Origin of the sequence: Lentzea kentuckyensis, from assembly GCF_002150765.1 — a bacterium.
GTDB lineage: Bacteria > Actinomycetota > Actinomycetes > Mycobacteriales > Pseudonocardiaceae > Lentzea > Lentzea kentuckyensis.
The window spans coordinates 1-18,457 of sequence record NZ_MUYM01000075.1 but is presented as its reverse complement, the minus strand read 5'-3'; the positions used below and the strand labels follow the sequence as shown (position 1 = coordinate 18,457).

Here is an 18,457-nt window from a genome sequence, read left to right as displayed (position 1 = left end):
GACCATCCGCGAACTGGCGTAATGCGCCCCGCCATCTGGGGCCATTCGTCAGGTTACGCATGTGAGAAAGTTTCACCACCCCTCTCGACGGCGCCCGCGGGTTGTGCGTACGGTGAGCGCGCACTACTTTACCGGCCAGTAGGAACCCAGCTGAATTCCTTTCTCCCCACCCCTGCAGGGTGAGGAAGTGAGCGCAGTGAACATGCCGTCGGAACGAGAACGGGTGTTGTGCCTGAGTCCGTTCAGCACCCCCAACCCGGCCCTCGTGGTCGCGGCGGAACGAGCGGGCGGGCTCGGTGTGCTCGACCTCGGGCCGAATGCCGCCGCTGATCTCCGCCGTGTCGCCGCACGCCACTCGCGCGCGTTCGGGGTGCGGCTGCATGGGCCGTTGACAGTCCCTCTTCCGGATGCGGTCGACACGGTCGTAGTGGATCTCGCCCGGTATGCCCCGAATGCGGCTGAACTGGGCGGACGACGGGTTCTCGCGGTGATCACCTCGGTGGCCGAGGCTGTTGCGGCGATCGAGTTCGGGGCCACCGGGTTGATCGCCAAAGGTGCCGAAGCCGGTGGTCGGGTGGGCGGTTCGCCTGCGTTCGTGCTGCTCCAACAGGTGCTCGCGTTGACCGATCTGCCGGTCTGGGTGGCCGGTTCGATCGGCCCCGACACGGCGGCCGCCGCGATCGCCGGTGGCGCGCGCGGAGTGGTGCTGGAAGGCCAGCTCACGCTCGTCGCGGAGGCTCGAAAACAGATTTCCGGCGAAATTGTGAACGCCGTCCGCCTGATGGACGGCGCCGACACGGTTGTGAACGACGGGTTGCGTGTACATGTTCGGCAGAACGCGCTCGAAATAGGCCAGGAAGGCGCGTTCGCCGAATTCAATCGTACGTCGTTTGGGACCGTCGGAGGCGTCGTAGGCGCGATTCAGAGGGGGATTCAAGACAATCTCACCCTGGCGGGTGAGCACCGCTCGATCCGGGCCGCCGGGCCGTTCTGCGACCGCGTGCCCGGCCTGCGCTACCCGATCGCGCAGGGCCCGATGACCCGCGTCAGCGACCAGCCCGCGTTCGCCGCGGCCGTCGCAGAAGGGGGCGCGCTGCCGTTCCTCGCGCTCGCGTTGATGGAGGGTCCGGCGGTCCGCGAACTCCTGGAGAGCACCGCCGCGAAGCTCGGTGATCGGCCGTGGGGCGTGGGGCTCCTGGGCTTCGCGCCGCCCGAGTTGCGGGCGAGGCAGATGGCGGCCGTGCTGGCGGTCCGGCCTCGGTACGCGATCGTCGCCGGCGGCACGCCCGCGCAGGCACGCGAGCTGGAGGACGCCGGGATCGAGGCGTTCCTGCACGTACCGTCGCCCGCGTTGCTGCGCCGGTTCCTCGACGAGGGCGCGCGGAAGTTCGTCTTCGAGGGCTCGGAATGCGGCGGGCACACCGGCCCCCGGTCCAGCTTCACGTTGTGGCAGCAGCAGGTGGACGTGTTGCGCGGGCGTAAGACGGATGTTGCTGACGTCACTGTGTTGTTCGCCGGTGGCATTCACGACGCCCGCTCGGCCGCGATGATCTCCGCGCTGACCGCACCGATCGCGGCGCGGGGTGCGGCGGTCGGCGTGCTCGTCGGCACGGCCTACCTGTTCACCGAGGAAGCCGTCACGCACGGCGCGATCCAGCCGGTGTTCCAGCAGGTCGCGATCGAGTGCGAGGACACCGCGTTGCTGGAGACCTCGCCCGGCCACGCGGTCCGGTGCGCGCAGACGTCCTATGTGGACACCTTCGAGCAGGCGCGGGCCGAACTCGCCGGCCTGCCGAAGCAGGAGAGCTGGGAGCGGCTCGAACAGCTCAATCTCGGCCGGCTCCGGCTCGCCAGCCGCGGTCTCGTCCGCGACGACGAAGGCCTGAAAGAGGTCGGCGAGGACGAACAGCGCCGTGAGGGCATGTTCATGATCGGCCAGGTCGCGACGTTGCGGTCGGACCGCACCACGATCGCTCAGTTACACGAGGACATCGTTTCCGGCCTGCTGCCGGAGACCAGCTCGGAAACCGTTGCGCGGGAGCCGTTGGACGTCGCCATCGTCGGCATGGCGGCGATCATGCCGGGTGCTCGGGACGTGGCCGAGTTCTGGGCGAACGTGCTGGCGGGCACCGACTCCATCACCGAGATCCCGCCGGACCGCTGGTCGCCCGAACGCTACGGCAGCCCGTTCAGGTGGGGCGGGTTCATCCCGCGCACGGCGTTCGACCCGCTCGCCTACGGCATCCCGCCCGCGTCGCTGACCTCGATCGAACCCGCGCAGCTGCTGGCGCTGGAAGTCTCGGCGCAGGCGTTGAAGGACGCCGGCTACGCGACGCGGGTGTTCGACCGCGAACGCACGTCGGTGATCTTCGGCGCCGAGGCCGGCGCCGACCTCGCGAACGCCTACACGGTCCGCACCGCGTTGCCCGCCTTGGGAATCCGCGACCTGGACGACCACCTGCCCGCGCTGACCGAGGACTCGTTCCCCGGTGTGCTCGGCAACGTGATCGCCGGCCGGGTCGCGAACCGGCTCGACCTCGGCGGCGCGAACTACACGGTCGACGCGGCCTGCGCGTCCAGCCTCGCGGCGCTCGACGTGGCGTGCAAGGAACTCGTCGGCGGCACCAGCGACATGGTGTTGTGCGGCGCGGTCGACCTGCACAACAGCGCGCACGACTACCAGATGTTCGCTTCGGTCAAGGCGTTGTCCGCCAAGGGCCGTTGCGCCACGTTCGACTCGGCCGCGGACGGCATCGCGCTGGGCGAAGGTGTCGCCGCCGTGGTGCTGAAGCGGCTGGCTGACGCGGAACGGGACGGCGACCGGGTCTACGCGGTGATCAAGGGCATCGGCGCGTCCAGTGACGGCCGGTCGCTGGGCCTCACCGCGCCACGTCCGGAGGGGCAGCAACGGGCGTTGCGTCGTGCGTACGCCTCAGCGGGTTTACCGGTGACGTCGGTTGGGATGGTTGAGGCTCACGGCACTGGAACCGTGGTGGGCGACCGGACCGAGCTTGCTTCCTTGACCGAGATGTTCTCCGGCGTCGAGGCGGGCACCTGCACGATCGGCTCGGTGAAGTCGCAGATCGGGCACACCAAGTGCGCGGCTGGCCTCGCGGGCGTGATCAAGGCGGCGCTCGCCGTGCACACCGGGTTGCGGCCCGGCACGTTGCACGTCAAGCAGCCCAACGCCTTCTGGGACGCGCGGACCAGCCCGTTCTCGTTCGGCCACCGCACGTGGGCGAGCAGGAACCGGGTCGCGGGCGTGAGCGCGTTCGGGTTCGGCGGCACCAACTTCCACACCGTCCTCGCGGGCTATACCGGTGCTGACGAACCACGCCACGGGCTGACTCGCTGGCCGGCCGAGCTCTTCCTGGTTCGGGGCGATGATCAGGCTGCGGCACAACGAGAAGCGGCCCGGTTGAGCGCACTTGTCGATGAGCGCACGCCGTTGCGTTCGCTGGCCGCGGCGTGCGGTGACGGCATGGTTCAGGCGGCGTTCGTGGTGAGCGACCACGACGGCTTGCGGAAGGCGCTCGCGGACGTCGAGGCGTGGCAGTCGTCCGAGGTCGTGCGCCTGCGTTCCGGCGAACGACCGAAGATCGCGTTCCTGTACCCCGGCCAGGGCAGCCAGCGGCCGGGCATGTTGCTCGACCTGGTCACGGCCTTCCCGCGGCTGCAGGACTTCGTGGACGCCCGGTACGAACGGGTGATGTACCCGCCGGCCGCGCTCACGCCCGACGACGCGTCGAGGCAACGCGCGGAGATCACCGACACCCGCAACGCCCAGCCGACGCTCGGCATCGCGGGCCTGATGGTCACCGCGCTGCTGGAATCCGTCGGGGTGCGGCCGGATCTGGCCGGTGGCCACAGCTACGGCGAACTGGTCGCGCTGGCGGCGGCCGGCGCGTTCGGGCCGGCAGAACTGCTGTCGCTCAGCGCGGCACGGGCCGAGGCGATGCTGGCCGCAGTGGGCGAGGACCCCGGCACGATGGCCGCGGTGTCCGCGCCGCTGGCCGCGGTCGAGGCGTTGCTGCCGGCGGATGTCGTGGTGGCCAACCACAACGCGCCCGAGCAGGTCGTGATCTCCGGTGCGACGGCCGCGGTGTCGAACGCCGTCGAGGTGCTGCGGGCCGCCGGGCTGAGCGTGAAGAGCATCCCGGTCGCCGCCGCGTTCCACAGCCCGCTGATGGCGGGTGCCCGGGACCGGTTCGCGGCCAGTCTCGCGGCCGTTTCCCTTGGTGAGACGCATTTCCCGGTGTGGTCGAACGTGTCCGCTGCCCCGCACACGGACGTGCGCGACGGCCTGTCCGCACAGCTCGCGGGCCGGGTGCGGTTCGTGGACCAGATCGAGTCGATGTACGCGGCGGGCGCGCGGATCTTCGTCGAGGCCGGCCCAGGCGGCGTGCTGACGTCGTTGGTCGGCAAGACCCTCGGCGACCGGCCGCACCAGGCGTTGCGGTGCGACGACCACGTGACGTTCCTGCGCACGCTCGCGGAACTCGCGGTCGCCGGCGTCGAGGTGGACGCCGCGCCGCTGTTCGAGGACAGGGCCGAACCCGCCACGGTCGTGCCACCGCGGCCGGGCTGGTACGTGGATGGAGGTCTCGTGCGGGACGCGAACGGCGACGCACTGCCCGGCGGGCTGCGGCCCGCGACGGAGTTCCCGACCCTGCGAGTCGGCTCGGGGCTGGGGCGCGACGAGATCATCGAGAAGTTCCTGGACGGCATGCGCGACGCGGTCAGCGCCCAGCGCGATGTCCTGCTGAGCTACCTCGGCAACGCACCCGCTGCTCCAGCGCCGATGCCGGTGCTCGAACAGGCCGCTCCCGTCCCGGTCGCCGCGGCCAAGCCGCAGGAGGACGTGGGTACGGTCGTGTTGCGGACGATCAGCACGCGCACGGGTTACCCGGTCGAGATGTTGCAGCCAGGCCTGGATCTGGAAGCGGATCTGTCGATCGACTCCATCAAGCGGACCGAGATCGTCGGCGAGCTGGTGGCGGAACTGGGCGCCTCCGGATCGGTGGACGAGCTCGCCCAGCTCAAGACGATCGAAGGGATCGTCGGCTGGTTCGGCGCGGCGGAACTGGCGTCTGCAAGTACCACCAACTCGCGGCTGGTAGTACTTGCAGACGCACCAGGCACACCGGCACGGGACGTGCGGGCGGTCGTGTTGCGGACGATCAGCACGCGCACGGGTTATCCGGTGGAGATGTTGCAGCCGGGCCTGGACTTGGAAGCGGACCTGTCCATCGACTCCATCAAGCGCGCCGAGATCGTGGGCGAGCTGGCCCAGGAGCTCGGTGCCACGGGCGCGGTCGAGGAACTGGCCCAGTTGAAGACGATCGACGGGATCGTCGGCTGGTTCGGAGCACCTGTCACGCCGAAGACGACCGGTCGTCTCGTCCGGCTCGTGCCGCAGGTCGTGGCCGCCGAGCCGGCGGCACCGGTCGACCTGACCGGCAAGACCGTGCTGATCATCGACGACAACGGCATCGGCCTGGAGCTCGCGGACCTCATCGAACGGCACGCGGTCCGTCCGCGCATCGAGCAGGTGCTGCCGGACGACCTGGGCGGGATCGACGTCGTGGTCAGGCTCGGGGCACGGTTGCCCGAGGCGTTCAGCGAAGTCAAGGCGTGCGTGACCAACGGCGTGAACCTGCTCGTGGTGACCACTGGCGGTGGCACGTTCGGCTTCGACCACACCCCGGACGAGCTGCCCGCGGACATCGGTCTGCACGGCCTGATCCGCACGGCCGCGCTCGAGTACCCGGACCTCGTGGTGCGCGCGGTCGACGTGAACTCCAAGGAGAGTCACCGCGACATCGCCACCGCGTTGCTCGCCGAGATCGGCCCGGGACCGGCGGTCGTCGGCTACCAGGCGGGCAGGCGGCAGGTCATCGAGGCGGTGCCGGCGGAACTCGCCAACGGCAGCCTCGACCTGGACGCGGACAGCGTGGTGCTGCTGACCGGTGGCGCCCGTGGCATCACGGCACTGGTCGCGACCGAGCTCGCCGAACGCACCGGCTGTCACATCGAGTTGATCGGCCGCACCCCGATCGCGGCGGAGGACCACCGGCTCAGCCACGCCACGACCGAGCCCGAGCTCGTGAAGGCGCTGTTCGAGCTGGGCGAGAAGGAGAACGTGCCGGCCAAGGCGCGTAAGGTGCTCGCCGAACGTGAAGTCCGTCAGACCATGGAACGGTTGCGCGCCAAGGCATCGAGCGTGCGCTACCACGAGTGCGACGTCACCGACACCGAGGCCGTCGCGAAGATCCTCGACGACATCAAGGTCAGGTTCGGCCGGATCGACGGTGTCGTCCACGGCGCGGGCGTGCTGGACGACAAGCTGATCGAGGCCAAGACGCAGGAGTCGTTCGACCGGGTCTGGGCCACGAAGGTGAACGGCGCCAAGGCGTTCGACGAGGGCTTCCTCGTGCTGTTCGGCAGCGTCAGCGGGGTGTTCGGCAACCGCGGCCAGGCCGACTACTCGGCGGCGAACGACGCGCTGGACCGGATGGCGAGGTTCTGGGGCGTGCAACGGAAGGTCGTCGCTGTCGACTGGGGTCCCTGGGCCGGCGCGGGCATGGCGGCCGGGCTCGCGGACGAGTACGGGCGCCGGGGCATCCCGCTGATCGAGCCGCGGCAGGGTGTGGACGCGCTGCTGAACGAGATCGGGAACGGTGCGGACGTGCAGGTGGTCTACCGATGGGAGGCATAGCGATCGTCGGGATCGGCGCCGTCTTCCCCGGTGCCCCCGATGCCACGACGTTCTGGCGCAACATCGTCAGCGGCGTCGACGCCATCGGGCAGATCCCGCCCGGCCGCTGGGATCCGGCCACCTACTACGACCAGGGCAGCACCAGCGGCGACCGGTTCTACTGCCGCAGGGGCGGGTTCGTCGACGACCTGGCGGAGTTCGACCCGACCAGGTTCGGCATCATGCCGTCCACAGTGGACGGCGCGGAACCCGACCAGCTGCTCGCCCTCGCCACGGCGGCGGAAGCCATCGCGGACGCGGGCGGCGAGGCAACGCTTCCCTCGCGTGACCGGGTCGGCGTGGTCGTCGGGCGCGGCGGTTACCTCACGCCCGGCTGTGCGCGCCTCGACCAGCGGGTGCGGCTCGCCGACGAGGTCGTGTCGGTGGTCCGCGATCTTTTCCCGAACCTGGCCGGCACGGAGCTGAACAACGTCCGCCAGGCCATCAAGGACCGGCTGGGCCCGGAGCAGCCGGAATCGTCGATCGGCCTGGTGCCGAACCTCGCGGCGTCGCGGATCGCCAACCGGTTCGACCTGAAGGGCACCGCCTACACCGTCGACGCGGCCTGCGCGTCCGGCCTGGTCGCCGTCGAACACGCCGTCCGCGAGCTCCAGGAGGGCCGCGCGGACGCCATGCTCGCCGGGGCCGTGCACGTCTGCCACCACCCGACGTTGTGGAGCGTCTTCACCCAGCTCAGGGCGTTGAGCCCGAGCGAGCGCATCCGGCCGTTCGACGCGAGCGCGGACGGCACGCTGTTGTCCGAGGGCGTCGGCATGGTCGTGTTGAAACGACTGGAAGACGTCGGCGACGAACGCGTCTACGCGGTGATCCGCGGCATCGGCACCGCCAGCGACGGCCGGGCGACCAGCATGATGACGCCCAACCCCGAGGGCCAGCTCCTTGCCGTGCAACGGGCCTGGGCCAGCGCTGAGCTCGATCCTCACCACGACGCTCCCGGCCTGATCGAGGCGCACGGCACCGCGACGCCCGCCGGTGACGCCGCCGAACTGTCGACGATGATCAACGCGTTCGGCGCGGAGGGCGACGAGATCGGCATCGGCACGGTCAAGTCGATGATCGGCCACGCGATGCCGGCCGCCGGCATGGCCGGCCTGATCAAGGCCGCCCTCGCGCTGCACCACAACACGTTGCCGCCGACCCTCCACGTCGAGAACCCGCACTCGGCGCTCGCGGGCACCAGGTTCACCCCCGTGCACGAGGCACGCGAGTGGACCGGGCCGCACCGCGCGGTCGTGAACGCGTTCGGGTTCGGCGGGATCAACGCGCACGCAGTCCTCGACGGCCACACGGTCGCCAAGCCGCGCAAGCCGGTCATGACCTTCGCCGCCGACACCGCGGACGAACTGGCCAAGGCGCTCAAGGAACGCCGCACGTCCAGCGCCGACCGCGCGTTCCGGCTCGCCATCGGCAACCCGGACGACCGCAAGCTCAAGCTCGCCGAACGCGTGCTCGCCCAGGGCAAGGCGTGGCCGGGCCGCCACGACATCTGGTTCGCCCCGCAACCGTTGCTGACCAGCACGGACCAGGTCGCGTTCCTGTTCCCTGGCTTCGAGCGCGAGTTCAGCGGCGAGGTCGTCGAGCACGCCGTGCGGCTGCTGCAGGACGGCCGCCGCGTCGCCCGCGAACTGATGGCGCTCGGCATCACGCCCGGCGCGCTCGCCGGGCACAGCATGGGCGAGTGGACCGCGATGGTCGTCGGCGGCATCTACCCGACGATCGACGAGTTCGTCTCGGCACTCGGCCCCGGCGCGGTCGCGGTCGTCGACATCGCTTACGCCGCACTGGGTTGCTCCGCCGACACCGCCGAGCAGCACCTCGTCGAGGGCGTGACGATCAGCCACGACAACTGCCCGCACCAGTCGGTGATCTGCGGCCCGATCGACCGCCTCGAACAGGTCCTCGTCACGTTGAAGGCCAACGGCGTGATGGCCCAGCTCATGCCGTTCCGCACCGGCTTCCACACCCCGGCGCTCGCCCCGTATCTCGGGCAGGCCAGGGAAACGCTCGACCAGCTGCCGGTCCGCGCCTCGGACATCCCGGTGTGGTCGGCGAACTCCCTCGAACCGATGGCCGTCGACGAGGTCCGCGAACTGGTCCTGCGCCACCTGGTCGAACCGGTCAGGTTCCGGCCGCTGCTGGAACGCCTGCACCAGTCGGGTTTCCGGGCGTTCGTCCAAATCGGACCGGGCAGTGTGCAGGGGTTCGTCAGCGACACGCTCAGCGACCGCCCGCACCTCGCCGTGAACGCCGACATCGCACCAGAGGCGCTGTGGGCGTTCGGGCTCAAGCGCGGCACGGCGCACAAGGTCAAGCTCCGGCTCGGCACGCCCAGGATCAAGGTCGACCCGCTGGGCACCGAACCCGTGCTGGTCGCCGACGACAGCCCGATGTCGGCCGCGGTCAACCGGCTGATCGCGCACACGAACGCGGTGGCGCGCGAGGTCGTCGGTGCGCTGAGGCCGAACGAGGCCGGGTTCACCCGCGAGTTCTCGTTGCGCACCATGCCGGAACTCGTCGACCACTCGGTGTTCCCGCAGCCGCTGGGCTGGCCGGACCTCTCCGACGGGTTCCCGATCGTTCCCGCGACCGGTCTGCTGGAGGTGTTCGCGGACGCCGCGCGCAGGCTCACCGGTGGCACGGTGCACGGGTTCGCGCAGGTCAAGGCCAAGCGCTGGCTGACAGCTCTGCCCGCGTCCACGGTGAAGATCTCCGCCCGCGCCGAAGGTCAGGAACGCGTCGTCGTGAAGGTCGGCGACTACGCCGAGGGTGTCGTGCTGATGGCGCCGGTCGCGAAACAGCCCGTCGGCAAGGAACTTGAAGGCGTGCGCGAAGCACCGGTCACCGCCGCCGAGCTGTACCAGGACAACTGGATGTTCCACGGTCCGGCGTTCGCGGGCGTGACGAAGATCGACTGCCTGGCGGACAACGGGATCGCCGGTGTGCTCACGCCGTTGCCCGCGCCCGGAGCGTTGCTGGACAGCGCCGGACAGCTGATCGGGCACTGGATGCAGGTCACGCACACGGTCGACCAGACCGTGCTGCCGACCGGGATCGAACAGGTGTCGTTCCACGGACCGGCGCCGACAGAGGACGTTCAGTGCACGGCCTGGATCCGTTCGGTGACCGCCCAGGAGATGGTCGCCGACGCCGAGCTGAGGGTGAACGGCGAGCTGTGGTGCCGCATCACCGGCTGGACCACCCGCAGGTTCACCACGGACGACCGGATCTGGCAGGTCAAGCTCAGGCCCGGCACCGAACTGCTGTCCACACAGGACGGTGAGTGGCTGCGGGTCACGGAGAACTGGTCGGACAGCGCGACCAGGGACCTGATCATGCGCCGCTACCTGAACTCCGCCGAGAGACGGCACTACGGCGGACTGGACGTGCCCGCCCAACGGGACTGGCTGCTGCGCGTGATCGTCGTGAAGGACGCCGTGCGCACGTGGCTGTGGGACCGCGGGGCCGGGCCGATCTACCCGGCGGAACTCACCGTCGGCGCCAACGGCCGGGTGCGCGGAGCCTTCGCCGTGCCCGGCATCGAAGTCATCGCGGAACACGGACGAGCCGCCGCCCGGGTCAGGACGGAGAACTGATGGACGAGGTGCTGGAGCAGGTCGCCAAGATGATCACCGAGGTGGTCGGGCCTGACTTCCTGCTGGGCGTGGAGATCACCCGTGACACCACGTTCAGCGACGACCTGGGCCTGGAGTCGATCGAGTTCGTCGCGCTCGCGGACAAGCTCAACGCCCACTACGGCGTCGATCTCGTTGCTTTCCTGGCGGACATGGACATCGACGAGATCATGGCGATGTCCGTCGGCCGGCTCGTCGACCACATCACGGCTCGTGTCTGACGTTCACGCCCGAGGGTTGCGCTTCCACGTGCAACGGCTCGGGCCAACTGACGCGCCGACGATCGTGTTCGTGCACGGCCTGGTGATGGACAACCTGTCGAGCTTCTACTACACGCTCGCCGCACCGCTGGCCCAGGCCGGGTTCGGCACCGTGCTGTTCGACCTGCGCGGGCACGGTCTGTCCGAACGGCCGCCATCCGGTTACACGCCGGAGGAAAGCGCCGAGGACCTCGTCGCCGTGCTCGACGAGATCGGCGTGACCGAGCCGGTCTTCCTGCTGGGCAACAGCTATGGCGGAGTGGTCGCGATGCACGCGGCCGTCCAGGCTCCCGAACGGGTCGGCGGTGTCGTGCTCGTCGAGTCGGCGTGCGGGGGAGTGGTCGGCGACGCGTGGTTCGAGGACATCACGAACACGCTGACGGTCGCGGCCCTGGGCCTGGAGTTCGACCGCACGCAGGACCAGTTGATGGCGCTCGGGCAGCGCAAGATCGCGAAACTGGCGGTCAACGCCAACGCGTTGCTCAACGGCACCACGCTGATCGACGACCTCGGCTCCGGCGCGAAGCTCGACCTCACGCAGGTGCAGTGTCCGGTGCTCGGCGTCTACGGCGCCGAGTCCGAGCTGATCGGTGCGGCGGCCGAGCTGCAGGAACGGATCCCGTCCTGCCGGCTGCACATCGTGTCCGGGTTGGGGCACACGGTGTTGCGCGAAGCCACGGCCGAGCTGCTCGACGTGCTGCTGGACTGGTTGCCGTCATGAGCCGGTTCCTGTTCGTGGTGCCGCCGCTGACCGGCCACGTCAACCCGACCGCCTCTGTGGGCGGCGAGCTGCTGGCGCGCGGGCACGACGTCGCGTGGGTCGGACATCCTGGCACGCTCGCGCCGCTGCTGCCGGACAACGCCGTGGTGTTCCCGGCGATCGACGACGACCTGGAGTCCGACATCCGCGCCAAGCGGGAACGCTGGCTCGCGTTGCGCGGCATGGCGGTGCTCAAGTTCTTCTGGGAAGAGTTCCTGATCCCGCTCGGGCACGCGATGGTGCCCGGTGTCTCGGCCGCGGTCACGGCGTTCGAGCCGGACATGATCGTCGCGGACCAGCAGGCGCTCGCCGGACCGTTGGTCGCCCAGCACGCCTACCTGCCGTGGGCGACCTCGGCGAGCACCTCCGCCGAGCTGATCAATCCACTGAGGACGATGCCGAAGGTCGACGCCTGGGTGCGCGACCTGCTGCACGACTTCGCGGGCGGCGACATCAGGTTCTCCGACCGGCTGGTGCTGGTCTACAGCTCGAAGGCGTTGGTGGCGGGGGAGTTCGGTGAGCACGTGGCGTTCGTGGGGCCCGCGCTGAGCCACCGCGTCGAACGGGTGGACTTCCCTTGGCAGCGGCTGACCGGGCAGCGGCGGGCCCTCATCTCGCTCGGCACCCTCAACGGCCCGGCCGGCGAGCGGTTCCTCGGCCAGGCGCTGGACGCGGTCGCCGGCGTGGACGTCCAAGCGATCATGGTCGCGGAACCGCGCCCAGCCCCGCCGAACGTGCTGATGCTGCCGTCCGTGCCGCAGCTGGCGTTGCTGCCGCACCTGGACGCGGTGATCACGCACGGCGGCCACAACACGGTGTGTGAGGCGCTGGCGCACGGGTTGCCGCTGGTCGTGGCACCGATCCGGGACGACCAGCCGACCGTCGCCGCCCAGGTCGTGGCGGCAGGGGCCGGGGTGCGGCTGACCTACTCGCGGGCCCGGTCCGCGGACATTCGCAGCGCGCTGGAGTCCGTGCTGGACGAGCCGGAGTACGCGGCCGCCGCGGAGCTGGTGCGGGAGTCGTTCTTGGCGGCGGGCGGCGCGGCAGCCGCAGCCGACCGACTGGAGAAGGTGGTGGCCGGGTGATTCTCGCGGGTTCGATTCTTTCTGGGCTGGTGGTGCTGGTCGTCCTGCTGGACGTGCTGCGCCTGCGTTCCCGCGCGGCCAAGCTGCGGGTGCTCGCCTCGGGCGCGAGCGAGCACACGCTTCTCACCGCGACCGGGGTTGGTACCGAGGGTTCGTGGGAGACCGACGCCGACCTGGTCGACCTGGTGCCGCGCGACCTGCCGACGGTCGCCGCGCTGGACCTGCTCGGCGCGGTCGATCCGGCCAAGTACCGCGACGACCAGTGGGCACGTGGGGTCAGCGCGTCCCAGGCGGTGCTGGTGCGGGACGAGTACAAGGACGACGTGGACCCCGACGACCCGACGGAGTTCGTCGCGTTCGTCCGGCGGGTCAAGGACCACGTGCGGGCGCGGGTCGACATCGCGGTCGCGCCGGGACTCAAGGCCGGGCCGTACGACCTCGGGTACCGCGCGGCGACGTTGCGGCAGCTCGGAAAACGGCCCTCGCTGTGGATCGCGGGCTCGGTCATCGGGTACGGGTTCGTCGCGGCGGCGCTGATCGCGAACTGGCAGTGGGGACTCGTCGCGCTCGCCGCCTACTGGGCGCACCCGCTGCTGGTGTTCGCCGGAACGCCGCTGCGGCCGCGTGACCTGTGGGTGCCGCGTTTCGTGCGCACGCCCTACCTGTGGTTCAGGACGGCCGGCGGCAAGAAGTCCACGGCCGAACGCCGCCAGGCCGCGACTCTTGAGCAGGCGACGCCCTGGTACGAGCAGAACCGCGACAAGAACTTCCACGAGACCCGGCGGGACAACTGCCCGGCGTGCGGGAGCACGGACCTGCGCCGGTGGGTCACCGCCACGGATCTGGTGCAGCGCAAGCCCGGCACGTTCACGATGGACCGCTGTGTCCGATGTGGACACGTCTGGCAGAACCCGCGCCTGTCCGAGGAGGGGCTCGGCTTCTACTACCGCGACTTCTACGACGGTCTCGGCGCGACGTCCGCCGAAGCGGTGTTCTCCGGCAAGACCGAGCCGTACTACGGCCGGGCGCGCATGGTGGAGCCGTTCACCAAGCCCGAACGGTGGCTGGACGTCGGATCCGGGCACGCGCACTTCTGCCTGGGCGCCAAGGAAGTGCTGCCGGACACGAGGTTCGACGGGCTGGACCAGGGCGCGGCCATCGAGGAGGCGGCGCGGCTCGGGCGGATCGAGCAGTCCTACCGGGGCAGCTTCAAGGAGTTCGCGGGCGAGCTCAAGGGCCGCTACGACGTGATCAGCATGCACCACTACCTGGAGCACGTGCGGGATCCGTGGGAGGAGCTCGACATCGTCGCGGACGTGCTGCCCGACGGCGGCTACCTGCTGATCGAGCTGCCGGACCCGGAATGGCGGCTCGGGCGTTTGTTCGGCAAGTACTGGATGCCGTGGTTCCAGCCGCAGCACCAGCACATGATGCCGATCGGCAACCTGGAGCACGCGCTCGCGGACCGCGGCCTGACCACCGTGGCCACCGAGCGCGCGAAAGCCCACCTCTGCAACGACTTCACGCTCGCGTTGCTGTTGTTCCTCGGCAACATCGCGCCGCGCACGCCCGCGCCGTGGCGTCCGGAACGGGTGCGGTTGCGCCGGACCCGCAGTTTCCTGGTGTGGTCGCTGGGCATTCCGGCGTTCTTCGTCGCGATGGCGCTGGACCAGACGGTGAACCGGTTCCTGGCAGCCCGCACCGGCCAGGGCAACGCTTATCGCCTGCTGGCGCGGAAGACCGCATGACGGACATCGCGGATCGGCCTGAGCTCGCGCCGGAGCTCAGGCTGGTGCCGCACGCGTTCCGGCGCACGTTCGGACGGCCGGCGCAAGGCGTGTGGTACGCGCCCGGTGTGCTGAACCTGCTGGGCGGCAGGGTGAAGGTGCACGCCAAGTGGGGTGCGATCGTCGCCGGAGATCGACGTGACGACGGCAGGCTCGAACTGGTGTCGGTGAACCGGCCGACCGAACGGGCTGTGCTGCCGTCCGACGAGATCCCGGCGTGGGCGGCTCCGGTGGCCGGATGTGCCGGTGGCGCGACGTTGATGTGCAGCGTCGACCTGCCGCAGGGCAGCGGCCTCTCCGCGGGAGAAGCCCTCCGGACCGCCGTGACCCTGGCACTCCGCGACCTCGCAGACGGCCCCGACGTTCGGGATGAAGGGACCCTTCATCCACGTGAGGTGGATGAAGGGTCCCTTCATCGTTTGCTCGTCGTGGACACGCGGGTCCGGCTGCAGGAATCGCAGGTTGAGCGGCCGTACGTGCACGACGGCGGCGAACTCGGGGCGGCGTTGACGGCGTATCACCGTGTTCAGGAGCCGGATCCCGTGCAGGACGCGGTGGTGGAAGCCGCGTTGGCCGCTGGGGCGAGGGGCGCCAGCATGCTGGTCGATCCACCGGGCAGGCCCGCTGTCGTGCTGGTCGACGCGGACCTGGTCCCGGCGGTGAAGAGGGCGATCACGAAGGCGGTGGAACTTCCGCCCCGCTACCTCACGATCGTTCCTCGTTATCTCAATAGCTTCAGTGTTGCTTAAAACTGAGGCTTGACGGTGAACTCGGCCCGGCGGAGATCCTTCGAGTTCGGACCCACCAGGAGGACGAACTCGCCGGGCTCGACCACGCGGGTGCCGTGCTGGTCGACGATCGTGCAGGCGGCGACCGGGAGTTCGAGGTCGACCTTCGCGGTCTCGCCGGGCTCCAGGCCGACCTGCCTGAACGTCTTGAGCTCCTTGTCCGCCCAGCTCACCGACGTGACGGCGTCGCTGACGTAGACCTGCACGGTCTCGACCGAGGGCCGTGATCCGGTGTTGGTGAGCGTGATCGAGGCCTTGACGACCTCGTCGGGCCGCAGCACCGCCGTCTCCACGTGCAGGTCGCCGTACTCGACCGTGGTGTACGACAGGCCCTCGCCGAACGCGAACGCCGGCTCCTGCGTGAGGTCGGCGTACCGCGTGCCGTGCTGGCCGCGGATCTGGTTGTAGTAGGTCGGCTGCTGACCGGCGTGCGCCGCGAACGAGATCGGCAGACGACCGCTCGGCTCGACCAGCCCGTGCAGCACCTCGGCGATCGCGCGACCGCCCTGCATGCCGGGGTTCGCGACCCACAGCAGCGCGGCGGCGTCGCGTGCCGACGCGGGCAGCACCAGCGGCTTCGAGGCCATCAGCACGACGATCAACGGCTTGCCGGTCGCGGCGAGCGCGTCCAGCAGGGCGATCTGGCCGCCGATCAGGTCGAGCGTGGCGGTGGACCGGCCCTCGCCGACCAGTTCGATGCGGTCACCGACGACGGCGACCACGCAGTCGGCGTCCTGCGCGTTGGCGACGGCCTCGGCGATCAGCTCGGGGTCCGGCGCGCACGGCTGGACGATGTGCGGGCGCGGCTGGCCGTCCGGGAACGTGTCGCCCTCGGGGTCCGGTTCGAGCGTGAGGATGTCGGCGCCGCGCGCGTAGGTGACCTCGTGGGACGACAGTTCGCGCAGGCCGTCCAGGACGGTGGTGATCAGGTCGCGCGGCTGGCCGTCGGGCAGCCAGTCGGCCTGGCCGGACGAGCCGGCCCAGTCGCCGAGCTGGGTCTGCGCGTCGTCGGCGAGAGGCCCGACGAGCGCGATCTTGCCCTTCTTCAGCGGCAGCACACCGTCGTTGCGCAGAAGGACGACGGAGCGGCGCGCGACCTTCAGGTTCAGCGCCGCGTGCTCGTCGCGGTTGATCATGACGCGCTGGCGTTCGGGGTCGGGCCGGCGCGGGTTCTCGAACAGGCCGAGGTCGAACTTGAGCGTCAGGATGCGGGTGACCGCGCGGTCGAGGTCCTCCTCGGCCAGCAGACCTTCCTCGACGGCCTGCAGCGCGCCCTCGAAGAACCGCGGGGTCGTCATGATCATGTCGTTGCCGGCCTTGACCGCGGCTGCGGCGGCGTGGGCGTAGTCGGGCTGCAGCTTCTGCTCCCAGACCATGCGCCCGACGTTGTCCCAGTCGGTGATCAGGGTGCCCTGGTAGCCCCACTCACCGCGCAGCACCTCGTCGAGCAGCCACGAGTTGACCGTGATCGGCACGCCGTCGGTGGACTGGTAGCCGAGCATGAACGTCGCGCAGCCCTCCTTCGCGACCCGTTCGAACGGCGGCAGGAACCAGCTCCTGAGCTTGCGCCTCGACAGGTCGGCCTCGCTGGCGTCGCGGCCGCCCTGCGTCTCGGAGTAGCCGGCGAAGTGCTTGGCCGTCGCGAGGATCGCCGTCGGGTCCTGCAGGCCGTCGCCCTGGTAGCCGCGGACCATGGCCGCCGCGAGCTCGCCGATCAGCACCGGGTCCTCGCCGAACGTCTCGTCGACGCGGCCCCATCGCAGGTCCCGGGAGATGCACAGGACCGGCGAGAACGTCCAGTGCACGCCGGTCGTGGCGGCCTCGACGGCGGTGACGCGCGCGACCTGTTCGACGAGGTCCGGGTCCCACGACGCGGCCATGCCGAGCTGGGTCGGGAAGATCGTCGCGCCCTCGTGGAACGAGTGGCCGTGGATGCAGTCCTCGGCGATGAGCAGGGGGACCCGCAGCCGTGTCTGTGCGGTGAGGTCGTGCGCGCGTAGCACCCGTTCCGGCGAGGTGTGCAGGATCGAGCCCACGTGCTTGCGCAACACGTGGTCGTCCAGGTCCTCCCGCGAGTCCAACTGCATCATCTGCCCCACCTTTTCGGGCAGCGTCATGCGGTGGAGGAGGTCGGCGACCCGTTCCGCAGTGGGCAGCGTGGCGTCGAGGTAGGGCACGTCGTCGCGATCCATGTGGTCTCCGGGAGGGCTCGTGCGGCGGCAGCGTTCGTGGGAGCGCTCTCACAATCAATAGCCGAAACCGGTTCCGCGCGAAACCGGTTTCTCGAATTCCGGTACGAACGGATCGGTTCCGACTAGCCCGAACGCGACAAACCGGCTGCTCGTCGGAGCAGCCGGTTTCGGTGCGTGGTCTGGCCGTGACGCCTTGTCAGACCCGGACTTTCGCCCTTGCGGTGACCGCCAGGGCCACGAACCCGGCCGCGTTGAGACCCCACGCCACGAAGTCGAGCTCGTGGCTGACGATCACGACGGCGGCCACGAAGTGCAGCGGCTGCGAGACGGCGGTGGCGATGGCGGCCCAGCGCGGCAGGCCCGCCTGCCACATCGCCGCGCCCAGCAGGACGGTGCCGATGACGTGCCCGGCCACGAAGACCGCGGTGGCGGCGTCGAGAACGGGGTGGCTGATGGTGTGGCCGTTCAGGTTCGCGGCGTCCTCTGCCACCAGCAGGCCGAGCGACAGGTAGGCCGGGACCAGCAGGAGCACGGCCGCCGTCGTGGTCTTCGGGGCTTGGTCGCGGGTCCTGCCCGCGACGTACAGGACCGCGGGGGCCAGGGTCAGCATGCCGATGAAGCCGAGCCAGATCACCCAGTTCATGGTGTCGGGGGCGGCGGCCACCTTCTGCAGAACGGTGGCCCGGTCGTCGGTCGTGTCGTAGGGGAGGATCAGCCTCAGGATCGCGATCGCCGCGGGCCCGATCGGGAGCAGCCACTTCATCGCGCCACCGCCAGGCGCCCCTTGAGCACGAGCGTGGCGCCCACGGCGGTCAGGGCGATGACGGCGGCCGCTCCGCCGATCGCCGGTGCGGGGACGTCCGGCTCGAAGAAGGCCGGGACCGCGGCTGCCGCGGAGAGGGCTCGGAGGACGATCAGCGGGACGATCGCCTTGCGGGCGCCGCGCCAGGCTGAGATGACCAGGACCAGGCTCGCGAGGCCGAGTGCGGCGGCGATCAGGGCTACGGCCATCGGCGGGGACTGGCCGTCGGTGAGCAGGGGGAGCAGCAGGTCTGCTGTGGAGAGCAGGCCCAGGACCAGCAGTCCGGCTCGGAACATCGGGCACCTCCAGGTTCGTGGTGGAGGCAACTGTGGGGGTGGGGGTGTTCCCAGGTCAGGGGTGCGCGGTCCGGTGG

The 18,457-nt window shown here is 70.2% G+C and carries 10 protein-coding genes; 7 read left to right on the top strand and 3 right to left on the bottom strand.

Translation table 11 applies throughout. The features are described 5' to 3' along the window. Window positions 1–187 precede the first annotated feature (187 nt). Genes B0F77_RS32000 through B0F77_RS31970 form a run of 7 tightly spaced genes read left to right on the top strand, consistent with a single transcriptional unit; the run spans window position 188 to window position 15,051 of the window. Window positions 188–6,718, top strand: coding sequence for a type I polyketide synthase (locus B0F77_RS32000; protein WP_245848924.1), 6,531 nt, complete (start codon window positions 188–190; stop codon window positions 6,716–6,718). Beyond that, entirely contained in the window at window positions 6,706–10,371 is a 3,666-nt protein-coding gene (locus B0F77_RS31995) for a type I polyketide synthase (protein ID WP_086666748.1), read from the top strand. Before B0F77_RS32000 ends, B0F77_RS31995 begins: the two co-directional genes overlap by 13 nt. Next, complete coding sequence (locus B0F77_RS31990) at window positions 10,371–10,631, top strand: acyl carrier protein (protein WP_045315192.1); 261 nt, start codon at window positions 10,371–10,373, stop codon at window positions 10,629–10,631. Before B0F77_RS31995 ends, B0F77_RS31990 begins: the two co-directional genes overlap by 1 nt. Further along, window positions 10,624–11,391: an alpha/beta fold hydrolase gene (locus B0F77_RS31985; RefSeq protein ID WP_086666747.1), complete on the top strand. Its 768-nt coding sequence runs from the start codon at window positions 10,624–10,626 to the stop codon at window positions 11,389–11,391. Before B0F77_RS31990 ends, B0F77_RS31985 begins: the two co-directional genes overlap by 8 nt. Then, window positions 11,388–12,515, top strand: a complete 1,128-nt coding sequence (locus B0F77_RS31980) for a glycosyltransferase (protein WP_086666746.1) — start codon at window positions 11,388–11,390, stop codon at window positions 12,513–12,515. Before B0F77_RS31985 ends, B0F77_RS31980 begins: the two co-directional genes overlap by 4 nt. After that, window positions 12,512–14,263: a class I SAM-dependent methyltransferase gene (locus B0F77_RS31975; RefSeq protein WP_143466995.1), complete on the top strand. Its 1,752-nt coding sequence runs from the start codon at window positions 12,512–12,514 to the stop codon at window positions 14,261–14,263. Before B0F77_RS31980 ends, B0F77_RS31975 begins: the two co-directional genes overlap by 4 nt. Next, window positions 14,260–15,051 (top strand): hypothetical protein, encoded by a 792-nt coding sequence (locus tag B0F77_RS31970; RefSeq protein ID WP_086666744.1) that lies wholly within the window; start codon window positions 14,260–14,262, stop codon window positions 15,049–15,051. Before B0F77_RS31975 ends, B0F77_RS31970 begins: the two co-directional genes overlap by 4 nt. Here the strand turns inward: B0F77_RS31970 and B0F77_RS31965 are convergent. From B0F77_RS31965 to B0F77_RS31955, 3 genes are all read right to left on the bottom strand, one after another. Further along, window positions 15,048–17,282 carry an exo-beta-d-1,3/1,6-glucosidase gene (locus tag B0F77_RS31965; RefSeq protein ID WP_086666743.1) on the bottom strand — a complete coding sequence of 745 codons (2,235 nt, stop codon included), beginning with the start codon at window positions 17,280–17,282 and terminating at the stop codon, window positions 15,048–15,050. The two genes, B0F77_RS31970 and B0F77_RS31965, sit on opposite strands and share 4 nt — an antisense overlap. A gap of 196 nt (window positions 17,283–17,478) precedes the next feature. Next, window positions 17,479–18,045, bottom strand: a complete 567-nt coding sequence (locus B0F77_RS31960; RefSeq protein WP_086666742.1) for a hypothetical protein — start codon at window positions 18,043–18,045, stop codon at window positions 17,479–17,481. Next, window positions 18,042–18,380 (bottom strand): hypothetical protein, encoded by a 339-nt coding sequence (locus B0F77_RS31955; protein WP_086666741.1) that lies wholly within the window; start codon window positions 18,378–18,380, stop codon window positions 18,042–18,044. Before B0F77_RS31955 ends, B0F77_RS31960 begins: the two co-directional genes overlap by 4 nt. Between the last annotated feature and the right edge of the window lie 77 nt (window positions 18,381–18,457).

Coding starts and splice junctions, on each gene's coding strand:
- B0F77_RS31995 (WP_086666748.1), top strand. CDS start 6,706: ATGGGAGGCATAGCGATCGTCGGGATCGGCGCCGTCTTCCCCGGTGCC.
- B0F77_RS31990 (WP_045315192.1), top strand. CDS start 10,371: ATGGACGAGGTGCTGGAGCAGGTCGCCAAGATGATCACCGAGGTGGTC.
- B0F77_RS31980 (WP_086666746.1), top strand. CDS start 11,388: ATGAGCCGGTTCCTGTTCGTGGTGCCGCCGCTGACCGGCCACGTCAAC.
- B0F77_RS31970 (WP_086666744.1), top strand. CDS start 14,260: ATGACGGACATCGCGGATCGGCCTGAGCTCGCGCCGGAGCTCAGGCTG.
- B0F77_RS31965 (WP_086666743.1), bottom strand. CDS start 17,282: ATGGATCGCGACGACGTGCCCTACCTCGACGCCACGCTGCCCACTGCG.
- B0F77_RS31960 (WP_086666742.1), bottom strand. CDS start 18,045: ATGAAGTGGCTGCTCCCGATCGGGCCCGCGGCGATCGCGATCCTGAGG.
- B0F77_RS31955 (WP_086666741.1), bottom strand. CDS start 18,380: ATGTTCCGAGCCGGACTGCTGGTCCTGGGCCTGCTCTCCACAGCAGAC.